The sequence below is a fragment of the Streptomyces sp. NPDC093018 genome (assembly GCF_040684035.1).
Lineage (GTDB): Bacteria > Actinomycetota > Actinomycetes > Streptomycetales > Streptomycetaceae > Streptomyces > Streptomyces murinus.
Map to the genome: position 1 here is coordinate 1 of NZ_JBFBFF010000034.1, position 14,469 is coordinate 14,469.

The 14,469-nt window shown below is 66.3% G+C and carries 5 protein-coding genes; 4 read left to right on the top strand and 1 reads right to left on the bottom strand.

Features of this window, described 5'->3' with window-relative positions:
- Nucleotides 1–99 precede the first annotated feature (99 nt).
- Nucleotides 100–417: a hypothetical protein gene (locus AB0N90_RS37285; RefSeq protein ID WP_365203901.1), complete on the top strand. Its 318-nt coding sequence runs from the start codon at nt 100–102 to the stop codon at nt 415–417.
- A 399-nt stretch (nt 418–816) separates the two neighbouring features.
- Nucleotides 817–1,287: an SMI1/KNR4 family protein gene (locus AB0N90_RS37290; RefSeq protein WP_365203904.1), complete on the top strand. Its 471-nt coding sequence runs from the start codon at nt 817–819 to the stop codon at nt 1,285–1,287.
- 976 nt (nt 1,288–2,263) lie between these two features.
- Here the strand turns inward: AB0N90_RS37290 and AB0N90_RS37295 are convergent.
- On the bottom strand, nt 2,264–2,419 hold the full coding sequence (locus AB0N90_RS37295) for a hypothetical protein (RefSeq protein ID WP_365203905.1): 156 nt from the start codon (nt 2,417–2,419) through the stop codon (nt 2,264–2,266).
- A 1,172-nt stretch (nt 2,420–3,591) separates the two neighbouring features.
- Here AB0N90_RS37295 and AB0N90_RS37300 point away from each other — a divergent pair.
- Complete coding sequence (locus AB0N90_RS37300) at nt 3,592–7,215, top strand: LamG domain-containing protein (RefSeq protein ID WP_365203906.1); 3,624 nt, start codon at nt 3,592–3,594, stop codon at nt 7,213–7,215.
- A 241-nt stretch (nt 7,216–7,456) separates the two neighbouring features.
- Nucleotides 7,457–13,849, top strand: a complete 6,393-nt coding sequence (locus AB0N90_RS37305) for an RHS repeat-associated core domain-containing protein (protein ID WP_365203908.1) — start codon at nt 7,457–7,459, stop codon at nt 13,847–13,849.
- The last annotated feature ends 620 nt before the right edge of the window (nt 13,850–14,469 follow it).

Consider the following 14,469-nt stretch of genomic DNA (forward strand, 5'->3'; position numbering starts at 1 on the left):
CGGACCGACAAACTCGCCATCGCCTACCAGGCCGCACTCCACCTCGCCGCCATCCTCATCTGGACCCGACGCTGACCAAAGAGACAGAACCTAGGCCTGGTGAGCACCACCGGACATACCGCGGACATGCCCCGCAACGAGAACACGCCCTTCGGCTTCACCATCGACGCCACCGCGCTGGAGCAGGCCGAACCGGGAAGCATCGAAGCCGCCTTCGCCGACGCCGAACTCGGGCTCAGCATCGCCGATCTCCACCAGGCACGCCGGCACGAGGCAGATGGAAACACCGACCTTGCCCCGGGCCCCGACCGCATCCGGATCCAAAGCGCCTATCTCCACACCCCCATCCTTGAGGCGTTCGACGCCATCCTCCACACCCCAACCTCCACCGTTGCCGACGACCTCAAAAACATGTGACAAGGGCCAATGACCCGGCGGTGAGGCCGAACCAATACACCCGCACCCAGCGCCGAAACCGTCCCTCACCGTCCCGGATGCCGAGTCCGCCGCCGTCTGGTTGGCAGTCCTGGGGGTGCCCGGCCATGTGCTCACCGTGACCGGCCCCCCGGTGACCGCCGCGCGGATTCGTTCATCTGGGGATCGGTGAGGTCGGCGAGTCGAGGTCGTACAGGCTGATGCGGGGGACCGGGCAGGTAGGGTCACAGCTTCGCTCGCGGGGCACAAGATCTAAGCAGACCTCGGCCCGAGTATCAGCTTGGGAAGCTTGGGTTTCTCGGCGGCGGTTTGCTGGGTCCGCCCGCAGGATCTGGCACGCGTCTGGCACGTCCGACCAGTCCGGGCTGAGAGTCTGAGCCCATGACTGATGACGAGGTTGTCGAGGCGTTGCGTATCTCAGCTCGGGCCGAGACTTTTCCCCCGCCCGCAACACCGGAGGCTGCCGCCGCGGCGGAAGAAGTCATCGGGTTCCCGTTGCCTCCTCTCCTGCGGCGCTTGTACGTCGAGGTTGCCAACGGCGGATTCGGCCCGAACGAAGGCATCCTGGGGGTGCGCGGTGGGGCCGCGCAGGGCAATTTTGCGGACATCGCCGAGCTGTACCAGGACGGCCCGGACCCATCCGGCCGTATCCCGTCCGGCCTGGTGCTGATCTACGACTGGGGCTGCACTATCTGGTCGCTGGTCGACTTCCGCGATCCTGCGGGCGTCATGTGGGTCAACCACGAAGGCGAGTGCTGGTCCCAGGGCGTGAACCTCGCGGAATGGCTGACGGGCACGCTGACAGGAACTCTGACGGCAGAGACACTGCTGGAGAGCCAGCCCACTTCGTAGACCGGCTGCCCCACTGCCCTGAGCCGATACTTCTCCTTCGCTGTTACGGGACTTGAACCCAGGACCTCTTTGTCCCGAAGCAACTGGGATGAGGGTGCTGCCTTGGGCTGCTGCCCGCCTCACCTGCACTGATTGCCCGCAGACGTTCGTGCTCGTCCGCCGATGTTCGTCGGCGTTGTCACGCAGTTAGACACTCACCCCATCTGTACCTCTGCGCGTGCATCGCCAGTGTGGAGACGCTGAACTCTGGCCTACAACCATTCTTCCTGCTTCGGCCGGATGTACAGCGCCAGCCTGTCGTGGAGGGGGCTGGCCCGTTCGAGCTGGGCAGGTGGGCTGACATCTGCCGAGGGCCCCCAAGTGGGCCAGCGCCGACTGTGCTCCTGTAGTCGGAATCTCAGCGCTAGTCAGAGCCGAGGGGTTCCGGACTCGCCCTGAGGGGTCTCTTGCGCTGTGGAACCAGGCCTGTGAGACGCCCCATTCCGCCTGACGGCCGCCGCCACGATGATGTCTGCTCATGAAGGAACTTGTTCTCGCTCTGGTGGCTGCGGTGTTCGGACAGTGTTGGATCGCCTCATCCGTCTCAGCAGAACGGCTGGAACTCCGCGAAGCCGGGCGTCGGGTGGGGGTCGAGCAGCCCGTAGGCACCAGTCCGCGGCCGTCCGCTGGCCGGTCGGTGGTCCCGTCAGCCAGCGCGCGAGATCGTGCGTCCTGGCGGCATCGCGCTGCTCGACGATGTCTGGTGGTCATCGGTCAGCGCCGCCGTGGCGTACTTCGAGACCAATCTGGGGCGGCGTCCGATACCGGGCGTCGCAGCGCAGGCCCCGCCCTCTTGGGCGGTCTCGGCGAGGGCCGCCGTCATCTGAATGTGAAGTTGACGTATTGACGATGGGGCGCACGCCCCTGACGGCACGCATCGTCACCTGTATCCCATGGCCGCCGCCGACAGCAGGCGGCGATGACGGCGGAGGCTGGCTCAGAGGTTGTTCAGCAGCCAACCGCAGAGACCGAGGAAGAAGGCGACACAGAACAGCCGCAGAGCAATGGTCTGCATGCGCTCCACCGTGCGCTTGTCGGCTTCTCGCTGTGCCAGTCCCACGTCGGCCGCACGCTTCAGTTCGTGTTCGTCCATGGCTTCCCCCCTGATCAACCAGCCCCTGCAGAATGCTAGAACGACGGCTGCCCGGGCCACCCGGTGCTGTAGCCCCAGCGCTGTCTGCCGGTCCGCGGCGGTAAGCGGTGCAGGCATGGGCGCCTCTCGTGGCTCAGGTGATGCCCGGTTTTGGGTCCGGGGCACTGCGCGACCTCGCGTCCTGCTTGTGCCGTGCTGCGCGCGCCGCCATGGCCCCCTGTGCCGACCGGGAAGCACCCAGTGCGCGAGAACGTCCAGTACGGGCACCGTTGCAATGCCGCGCTGCTGACCTAGGAGACCCCGGGCACTGACAGCGGGCCCGGAGTCTTATGGCGCTGGGGGAGCGGGCAGAGGTTGTCCCGGTACCTCTCCCGCTCGGAGGGCGGCCCGAACCTGTCGATGGACCAGCAGGCCCCAGTTCCCACCCTTGTATAACCCCTTGTCACCCTCCTCGTGGTGCTCCAGCGCCGCATGCGGGAGACGCCGACGTCACGGGTTGCGGGACGGGCGGCTCCGGCAGCCGGTGCCGGGCCTGCTCGCTCCAGTCCGAGGTCGCCGAGAGCGGCGGTTGGTGCATCCTCCAGTGCCTGGATGGGGTCGGGCGCGGGTGTGCATGCCCGTGGATCCGGTAAGGGGAGCGGTGGTTCGTGCGCGTGCGCACCGCGCGTCGACGTCATGTTCCGTGATCCCGGCGCCCCGTCGGTTCCCGGAGGCGTCTGCCGCGCCGGATGGATCTCGTCAATGGCCACGCCGGCACGGCCGAGAGGCTCGCTGAACAGAGCCCCCGGTACCAGCGGTGCGGACCGGCGCTGGCATCTGTCCGGCTGGTCCCTGCGTGCGGGCGGCAGGAGCGGCGGGGGGATCGGCTCTGCGACCGGTGCGAGGGTTACCGGGTGCACGGCTCAGAACCCGATGGCTGAATTGAGTTGCTCATACTGTGAGTCCTCTGTGTGATCAGCGCCACACCTGGTTGACCATGCATGATCACGCATCGTTTACTTTCCGAGATCTTTACAAGATGCATACACAGGGGGGATTTCGTGGAGTCTCGGCGGGCTGGCCTGATGCCAGTGCGGAGGGCGCGAAGAACACGCGCCTGCCTTCTGGGCGGCGCCGTGGCGTCGCTCGTACTTGCGGTATTGCCCGGCTCGCCCGCTGCGGCTGCCTCTCCCATGTCGAGCGCTCCAGGCTCAGGTCCGGTGGACGAGACCGCTGCCGCTGCACGGGCCGCGACGTCAGGGGAACCGGTGGAGGTGACGGCAGAGCGCACCGAGTACTCCACGACGAAGGCGAACCCGGACGGCTCGTTCACCCTGACGCAGTCCACCACGCCCCAGCGGGTGAAGGAACGGGACGGTGACTGGGGTGCGGTCGATCCGGCCTTGGAGCGCGGCGCGGACGGCCGGATAGCGCCCAAGGGCGCGGTGGTTGACCTGTCCTTCTCCGGCGGCGGCTCGGGGTCGGACATGATCCGTCTGGGCAAGGACGGGCGATCGGTCACCTTGGGCTGGACCGGCGATCTGCCCAAGCCGACTCTGAACGGTGCCACGGCCACCTATGCCGACGTCTTCGACGGCGTGGACCTCCAGTTGACGGCCACGGCCGAGAGCTACCGCGAGGTCCTCGTCGTCAAGACGCCCCAGGCCGCGCAGAACCCGGCGCTGGAACAGGTCAGACTCACCGCGTCCGGAGACGGACTTTCCGTGGTCCCGGGCGTCGGCGGCGGTCTGCGGGCCGTCGACGAGGACGGCAACGCCGTCTTCCGCGGCCCGGCCGGCCAGATGTGGGATTCGGCCGGCGACAGCGCGTCAGGCCCGCAGACGCAGCTCATGCGCACTGATGTCGCGGGACCCGAAGACGGCCAGGCGCACGAGGATCCCTCACAGCCTGGGGACGGGGATGCCACCGCGGTACTGCCGGTGAAGGTCGACGACGGCACGGTCGCCGTGCACCCGGACCTGGACCTGCTGCGCGGCAAGAACACCGTCTACCCCGTCTACATCGACCCCTCGGTCGGGCTGGGCGTCTCCGAGCGCACCAAGATCTCCTCGGACGGCGACAAGTTCTGGATGTTCGACGGGAGCAAGGGCGTCGGCAAGTGCGGCACCGCCGACGGCTACTACTGCGGCGGCGGCTACGTCGACCGCATGTACTTCGAGTTCGCCCCCACCAAGCTGGCCGGCAAGCAGGTGCTGGATGCCACCTTCCGGGCCCACGAGACGTGGTCGTTCAACTGCGACCCCCACTGGGTGGACCTGGAACGCACCGACAACATCTCCGAAGGCACCCGGTGGCCCGGCCCCAAACAACTGGACCTGATGGTCGACCGCTATGTATCGGCCGGCCGCGGGAGTCTGTGCAGTCCCGATCAGCCGGATGCCTGGATCGAGTTCCACGACAACCCGGACGAATCGAACGAGAACCTCACGAGCACCGCACGTTCCTTCGCCGACGGCAAGATCAGCCGGCTGACCCTCATGCTCAAGGCCCACGACGAAGACGACCCGCGGGCCTGGAAGCGCTTCGACGACAGCGCAGAACTGCAGGTCACCTTCGCCTACAAGCCCGGCACACCCACGGACGTCGGCCTGATCCCCGGCGACGGCAAGACCGCCTACTGCAACAAGTCCTCCTCCGACCCGTTGATCGTCACCCGTAAGGACCCGATGGTCCAGGCCCGTGTCCAGACCCAGGTCGAAGCACACAAGGGCGATGAGGAGGGCTCACTCCAGGCCGAGTACGTGGTCGAGCGCGGCGACGACGCAGCCTGGCACCAGGTGTGGACCGGGCACATGCCCGACACGGGCTGGCACCCGGACGAGACACTGGAGAAAATGCGCACCGGCGACCGCGCCGACGGGGGCCTGTACCGGTACAAGGCACGCACCCAGTCACACTGGTCGTACAGCGGCAAGAGCGGGGACCTGTGGTCGCCCTACAGCTCCTGGTGCTACTTCAAGATCGACTCGTCCGCGCCCAAGGCCCCCCGAATCGCGGCAGGTTCCCCCTACACCGAATGCGGTGCCGACGTCTGCGCCGGAATGGGAGGACCGGGTGTGCCGGGCTCCTTCACCTTCCAGCCCAACACCGCCGACATCACAAGCGGCAAGACCGATGTCACCGCCTACGAGTGGAAGCTGCTGTCCACGCCGGCCCGTCAGGTCACCGGCGGACTCAAAGCCGACGTCAAGGACGTGACACCACCACTGTCCGGGACGCAAGTGCTCTCCGTACGGGCGAAGGACGTCCACAACCGGTGGGGCACGCCCGCGGAGTTCACCTTCAAGGTGGCCCCGGCCCCCGGAGCCGTCGGTCGCTGGCACTTCGACGACGCGGCCCCGAACTCCGGTGTGACGGTGGCCAAGGACAGCGCCACAGAGGGCACCCGGCACGACGCCACGCTCTACACCTCACACACTGGCTGGTCGACCCTCGGACGCCGCGGAGAGTCCGACTACTCCCTGTACCTCAACGACAGCAGCACCGACAACACGCGCGACGGCTACGCGGCAACCGCGGCACCCGCGGTGAACACCAAGGACTCCTTCACCGTCTCGGCGTGGGTCTACCTGACCGACGCCTCACAGAACCGCGTGGTGCTGTCGGCACCGGGCACGAACGCCTCTGCCTTCACCCTGTACTACTCGTCGACCTACAAGAAGTGGGTCTTCAACCGCACTGCCGCCGACGTCAAGGACAACCCGGTCTTCCTCCGCTCGATCGCCGACACCGGGCCACCGCCGCTGAACGTGTGGACACACCTGGCAGCCGTCTTCGATGCCAACGGTGACACCGACAAGACGAACGACACCATCCAGCTGTTCGTCAACGGCCGCCCGCAGGGCAAGCCGGTGGTGCTCAACGACCTGTCCACCGCGTACCAGCCGTGGACGTCTTCCGCCGGCCTTCAGTTCGGCCGTTCCCTGAACGGCGGCACGTGGGTCGACAACTTCCGCGGCCGCCTGGACGAGGTCTCGGTGTGGCAGTACGCCCTCAGCCCCGAGCAGATCGCCCAGGAAGCCGAACTCACCCAGGACGGCGTGGCGGCCAACGAACTCGTGGCGGACTGGGACGCCACGTCCTCAACCGGCGCACAGGTCAAGGAACTCACCCCCTACCCCGCACCGGCGCTGGCACTGTCGTCAGCCGGCGCGATGCTGGACGAGGACAACAACGCCCTCGTCCTGGACGGAACCTCGGGCTACGCATCAGCGGCCGGCCCGGTGACCGACGAGACCGGCTCGTTCACCGTCTCCGCCCACGTAAGGCTGGATGCCGACAAACTGGCGGCCAAACCGGTCGGATACCAGGCCCAAGTGGCGGGGCAGGCAGCCGGCGGCGAGTCCTCGTGGGCGCTGTGGGTGGTCAAACCCGCAGACGGCACCTACCAGTGGAAGTTCACCCGCACCGCCGTCGGCTCGGACGGCAAGATCTCCCAGAGCGCCGAGGTGGCAGCCGGCGACCTCGCCGAAGTGGACACCGGAGTGGACGTCACCGGCGTGTTCGACGCGCAGGAGCCGTGGCAGTGGACCGACCCCGCGGACTCGTCCAAGACCGAGAACCGCATGGGCCGACTGCACCTGTACGTAGGTGGCCTCGAGCAGCCCGGCGAGGACAACCCCGGGTTCTCCGCCGCACAGCAGGGCAGCGGCGCGCTGTCCGCAGGCAGGGGAACGGCCGGCGGATCCACCGGCTACTACCTGCCGGGCTCCCTGGAGTCACTGCGCGTGTGGACCGGGGCACTGAGCGCCGATCAGATCCGCTCGCAGGTACTGGCCACCCCCGACAGCGCCTGACGCACACCGGTTCACCCGCAAAGCGGCCCGCTCTTGGAGCGGGCCGCCCGGCACCGGTGTGCCCGGACACCCCCGCTCACCTTTCATCTCCTCCTCAACGGCATGCGCCCGGCACGACACAGCCTGGCGCCGCGTAGGAAGAACCGCCTTGAAAACCTTTGGCATACCCAGGCAGACACCAGGCCGCAGGAGTAGCAGAGGCAGATCCCGCTGGACTCGCCGCATCGCGGCGACCACGGGCCTGGCGCTTTTGCCCGGCCTCCTCACACCCGTCGCCCTCGCCGCGGACACCGGCCCGCTGGGACGTCCGCACCTCACGCCACCACAGGCCACCAAGGTCAGCCCGTTCACGGCCAAGGTGAACAAGACCGCAGCCGCCACGGTGCGCAAGGCCGCCGACGCCGACCGGACGGCGGCCGACCGCGCCCGGCACGACCAGCAGCGCAAGATCACCTGGCCGAAAGCCGGCAAAGCCTCCCTCACCGTCCCGCACACGGGCACCGCCAAGGCCACTCCCGGCTCCCTGCCCGTGACAGTGACTGCTCCGGGCGAGGGCAAGACGGCCAAGTCCCTCACGGTCGAGGTCCTCGACCAGAAGACCGCCGCCACACTCGGCGTCAAGGGCGTCGTCCTCAAGCTCACCGGCCCCCAGGCCGGCGGGAAGGTCCGTCTCGGCATCGGCTACGCGGCCTTCGCCGCAGCCTACGGCGGTGACTGGGCCGGCCGGCTGCAACTGACACGCCTGACTGACTGCACCGCGAAGGAAGCGGCAACCGCGAAGTGCCACAAGCGCGTGGCCCTCGACTCCGTCAACCACCGCTCCAGGGACAGCATTTCCGCACCGGTCACACTCGCCTCCGGTCGCCAGTCCACGCTGCTGGCCGTCGCAGCGGGCACCAAGTCCGGCGCCGGCGACTACAAGGCGACGCCGCTGTCCGCCTCCTCCACATGGGAAGCGGGCGGCTCCTCCGGCTCGTTCACCTGGTCCTACCCCCTGCGCGTTCCCCCGGCCGCCGCCGGCCCCCAGCCGGACCTGACGATCTCCTACGACTCAGGCAGCATCGACGGCCAGACAGCGAACACCAACAACCAGGGCAGCCAGATCGGCACCGGTTTCGACCTCACCTCCTCCTACGTCGAGCGCAAGTACGGCTCCTGCGACGACGACGGCCAGGACGGCAAGTACGACCTGTGCTGGAAGTACGACAACGCCTCCCTCGTCCTCAACGGCAAGGCCACCGAACTGGTAAAGGACGACACCAGCGGAAAGTGGCGGCTCGCGGACGACGACGCCTCCACCGTCATCCACTCCACCGGAGCCGACAACGGCGACGACGACGGCGAGTACTGGACCGTCATCACCGGCGACGGCACCAAGTACGTGTTCGGCCTGAACAAACTCGACGGCGCCGGCTCGGACGACCGCACCCAGTCGGTATGGACGGTCCCCGTCTTCGGCGACGACGAAGGCGAGCCCGGCTACAGCAGCGGCGACTCCTTCTCCGGCCGGCACAAGACACAGGCATGGCGGTGGAACCTCGACTACGCCGAGGACACCCACGGCAACGCCATGACCTACTGGTACACCGCCGAGCACAACAACTACGACATGCTCGGCGACGACAACACCGGCACCGACTACATCCGCGGCGGCTACCTCAAGGAGATCCGCTATGGCCAGCACGCAGGCACCCTGTTCTCCGCCTCCCCGGCCGCCTCGGACAAGGTGGTCTTCACCTACGACGAACGCTGCCTCGCCTCAGGCAACGGCTGCGACTCGCTGACCAAGGACACCCGCGACAACTGGCCGGACGTCCCGTTCGACGCGGTCTGCAAGGACGGCGACAAGTGCACCGGCAACGTCAGCCCTGCCTTCTTCACCCGCAAACGCATGACGGCGATCACCACGTACGCATGGAACGCGGCAGCTGCCACCCCCGCCTTCGAAGCGGTGGACACATGGTCCCTCAAGCAGCTGTACCTCGACCCCGGTGACACTGGCGACTCCACCGACCAGTCCCTGTGGCTGGACGAGATCAAGCACACCGGCAAGCGCGGCACCGATCTCTCCCTGGACCCGGTCAAGTTCAACCACGTGATGATGCCGAACCGGGTCGACGGCGCCAGCGACGACATCCTGCCGCTGAACAGGCCCCGCCTGAAGACGGTCACCTCCGAGACCGGCGCGCAGACCATCGTCACCTACATGGACGCCGACTGCACAGCAGGAGGCAGCAAACCCAAGGTGGACGAGAACACCAGGCGCTGCTACCCGGTGTACTGGTCACCCAACGGCGAGAAGACCCCGATCCTCGACTGGTTCCAGAAATATCCGGTCCAGGCCGTCTCCACCACCGACCCCCAGGGCGGCTCGGAAGCCGTACAGCACACCTACCAGTACACAGGCGGCGGCGCCTGGCACTACGACGAAGACCCGCTGACCCCCGCAAAGGAACGCACCTGGTCCATCTGGCGCGGCTACCAGCAGGTCACCCACCTCACCGGTATCTCCGGACACACGCAGAGCAAAGAGACCACGGTCTACCTGCGCGGCATGAACGGTGACCGAGTACTCGGCCCGGACGGCAAAACCCCGGACGACAACAAACGCAAAACCGCGACGGTCACGGGCATCAAAGCCTCCGAGATCACCGACTCCGACCAGTACGCCGGCTTCACCCGCGAGACCGTCACCTACAACGGCGACGCCGAAGTCGGCGGCACCGTCAACGACCCCTGGTCGAAGCGGACAGCAACCCAGCACAAGTCCTACGCGGACACCGAGGCCTACTACGTCCGCACCGCCGCCACCCACACACGCACGAACATCACCAGCAAACTCACCCCGTTCGACCGGGTGGACACGGTGAAGACCACCTACGACGACTACGGCATGACCGAGACCGTCGACAACCAGGGCGACGACGCCACCACCGGTGACGAGAAGTGCACCCGCACCTGGTACGCCCGCAACGACGCCAAGGGCATCACCTCCCTCGTCTCCCGGACCCGCACGGTCGCCGCGTCCTGCACGGTCGCGGACTCCGCACTCGATCTGCCCGCCGACTCCAAGCGCGCCGGCGACGTCGTCTCCGATACCGCCACGGTCTACGACGACACCTCGGCCACTGCCTGGTCGCCGTCGCAGAAGCCCACCAAGGGCGATCCCACCTGGACGGGACGCGCCAAGGGATACGCCAGCGACGACAGCCCCCTGTGGCAGAAGGCGGCCACGACGACATACGACACTCTCGGACGTCCCAAGGTCGTCACGGACGCCCACGATACGCCGGTGTCCTCGACCACCTACCTCCCCGAGAGCGCGGGCCCGTTGACGTCGACCGTCGTCCTGGACGCCAAGCTCAACAAGACAACCACCGTCCTGGACTTCGCCACCGGGGCGGCGCTGAAGGTCACCGACCCCAACAACAAGGTCACCGAGAGCGAATATGACAGCCTCGGCCGCATCGTCAAACTCTGGTTGCCCAACCGTTCCAAACTCCTCGGCAAAACCCCCAACTACGTCTACGACTACCACGTCACAAGCGACGAATCGACCATGTCGTGGGTGTCGACCGGCACCCTGAAGAACGACGGTTCCGGCTACAACACCACCTACGAGTTCTACGACTCCCTCCTGCGCTCGCGCCAAACTCAGGCGCCGACGCCACAGGGCGGCCGGCTCATCACCCTGACGCTCTACGACGCCCGCGGTCTCGCGGTCAGCCAGCAGTCCGACATCTGGGACAGCACCTCACCGCCCAGCTCGAAGGCCGTGGAGACCTCCGGGGGCCAGGCGCCCATCCAGACCGACACCACCTACGACGGCGCGGCTCGGCCGGAAAAGGCGGAGACGAAGGTCCACGGAGTCACCCGCTGGACGATCAATACCGCCTACTCGGGCGACACCGTCAGCACCAGCGCTCCGACCGGCGGACAAGCGACCGCGGTGGTCACCGACGCACTCGGCCAGACCACCCAACGTCGCGAGTACGCGGGGTCCACCGCGACCGGCACGGATTTCACGACAACCGACTTCACCTACACTCCGGCCGGCCAGCAGAAGTCGGTCACCGGCCCCGACCAGACCGAATGGGCGTATACCTACGACCTCTTCGGCCGCCAGGTCACAGCGTCCGACCCCGACAAGGGCAAGACCGAGACGGAGTACAACGACCTCGACCAGGTCGTCAGCACCACCCCGAACAAGGACGACTCGAAGAAGCTCATCTACGACTACGACCTGCTCGGCCGCAAGACGGGGATGTGGCAGGCCGACAAGACCGACGCCAGCAAGCTCGCGGCCTGGGGCTTCGACAACGTGGCCAAGGGACAGCAGGACACTGCCACCCGTTACGACGGCGGCGTGAGCGGCAAGGCGTACACCGAGAAGGTCACGGCCTTCGATGCGATGTATCACCCAACCGGCAGCCAGCTGAACCTGCCGGACACAGACCCTCTGGTCACCGGCGGCTACGTACCCAACAAGCTCACCTTCACCACCGGTTACAACCTCGACGGGTCCATCAGCCAGTACTCAGCTCCTGCCGCGGGTGGTCTGGCCGCCGAGACGGTGTCCTACACCTACGACGCCACCGGCCATCAGCTGACCGCCAAGGGCACCACCGGCTACCTCCAGGGCGCCGCCTTCTCCCCGCAGGGCGACCTGCGCCAGCTCACCCTGGGCATGGACGGCTCGGCCTCGGCGAAGAAGGCATACCTCGGCTGGGACTACGAGGAGGGCACCCGACGTCTCACGCGCTCCTACGTCACCGATGACGTCCACGGCTACATGCCGCAGGAGCTGAAGTTCACCCAGGACGACGCCGGCAACGTCACTTCCATCTTCGACGCCGCCACCCAGGCAGGCACGACCAAGGCCGACTACCAGTGCTTCTCCTACGACGGCAACCGCCGCCTGAGTGAGGCATGGACCCCGAAGACGGCCAACTGCTCCGCCTCCGGCCGGACGGTGGCAAACCTCGACGGGGCGGCGCCGTACTGGACGTCGTACACGTACAACAACGCAGGCCAGCGCAAGACCGAGACGCAGCACACCACGTCGGGCGACAAGTCCACGGCCTACACCTACGACGACACCACGGACAACAAACCCCACACGCTCGACAAGACCACGGGCACCCGCGCGGCCACCTACTCCTACGACAGCAGCGGCAACACCACCTCCCGCCCCGGCCCGACGGCCCAGCAAAACCTCGTGTGGAACAGCGAGGACAACCTGGCCAAGCTCACCGAAGGCACGAAGGAGACGACCTACCTCTACGACGCGGGCGGCGAGCTGCTGATCCGCCGGGCCAAGACGGACGGCGAAACCGTCCTGTACCTGGGCGCCGGCACGGAGTTGCACGTCACCACCAAAAGCACGACGAAAACCGTCTCCGGCACGCGTTCCTACACCGCCGACGGCCAGACCATCGCCGTCCGCACCGCAACGTCCGGCGTCTCGGGCACCAAGCTCAGCTTCCTGGCCGCCGACCAGCACGGCACCTCCAGCATCACCCTCGACTCGGGGACATACGCGGTCACCAAGCGCTACAGCACCCCCTTCGGCGCCCCGAGGGGCACCAAACCGACTGCCTGGCCCGACGACAAGGGATTCCTCGGTAAGACGGCCGACGACGCAACGGGACTCACTCATGTGGGCGCCCGCGAATACGACCCCGCCATCGGCCAGTTCCTCAGCGTCGACCCACTCCTGACCCTGGACCAGCACCAGTCACTCAACGGCTACACCTACGCCAACAACACCCCGGTCACCTCCAGCGACCCCACGGGTGAAGCCGTATGCATGCAGGACGGGATCTGCGGCGGCACGAAGTCCGTTGAGGAGTGGGAAAAGAAGCACGGGCGTGAATATGGAGACGGGCGACTGAGCGGAGGAAGCAGTGGCCAGGGCGGCACGGCTTCCACGAACAGCTCCGGAAACGTGATCGTATTCGCCGAAGTGCCGCAACTCGGTGAGGTCCGCCCGCACTACATCTACGAGACGCCGAACGGCGTGTGTATCTGGGCGATGGCCAGCAGTTGTGCAACCGTTCCCCAGTCGACAGGTACAAATGAAATCGAAGATCTACCGTGCCCCTCAGGCGATCCTAAGTGGGTCTGCAGTGCCCGCAACTCGCTTTACAAATTTGGTATCATGACAGGAATGACTGGCGGATCCCTGGGACTATTCGGTATGAGGCCAGGAACTCGCTGGAATCAGATGGTTCGTCTTCCAGAAGGTGTGACCAGATCGCAGTTCTCGGACATCGGAAATGTGTTCCGCAAGGGCCTCGACCTCGAAGCGAACGTCGTGGTTCAAGGGAGTCGCGTGACAGGCAACATAACAGGAGCATCCGACCTGGACATCGCCGTGCGTGTGACACCGGAGACGTTCGACGCCATGGTTGCCAAGCGCTGGTCGAACGTGAAGCCTGATTCCGCCAGGGCGCGTACCAGGGATTGGGCGGTCGAGACCGGTAAGATCACAGCGGGGGACTCGGTGCCAAAGCTCAGCGGGTTGCGCAGTCAGATCCAGGACATTCTGGGCGACGAAGTGGGCCACGTTGACGTATCGATCATCAAGATGGGAGGAGCTTTCGACAATGGACCGTTCATCGGCATCAAGTGACGGCTTTTCTGATTCGAGCCTGGATTGCTCCATCTACGTCGACTCGGAAAACAGAGAAGCGATCTTTCGTTGCGTCGAGCAGAGTCTCGGAGGCGGCGTTGAGAGGTACAGAAAGATCGAAACTTCAGCGCTTGAGCTGTACGTCGCACACAACGACTACGAGATCGACTTAGTGCGCAGCTCCGATTTCATCTGCTGGCCATCCGTCCTTGAGTGCACGCAGCCTTCAGGGAGCAGTGCAGCAGAATTCATGGACGCTATCGGCAGGTGCTTGGATGCTCTGTGGAAGGCTCCTTTTCGGGCTGTCGCGGCATGCGATTTCGAGGATCGTCTTCCGTATTCCGGAGGTATCGACGTAATCCGTTGATTCGCAGTGGCGGCCTATTCTTTTGAGTAGGCCGTCCTTTCGCCGCTCGCGCCGGCTGTATCCACGCTCGGCAGTCCGAAGGATGTCAGCGGGCTGACCGGCAACGATGAGGAGGACGAAGCTCGGCAAAGGCTGGGCGGGCGTTCGTCGCCTACATCCTTAGAACTCCTAACGCAATGACTTCAGGCGTCGCCAGCAGATGAGTGCGCATCCCAGGGTGAGGAAGGCTTCGTGGATGTCGTCGCGTATCTCC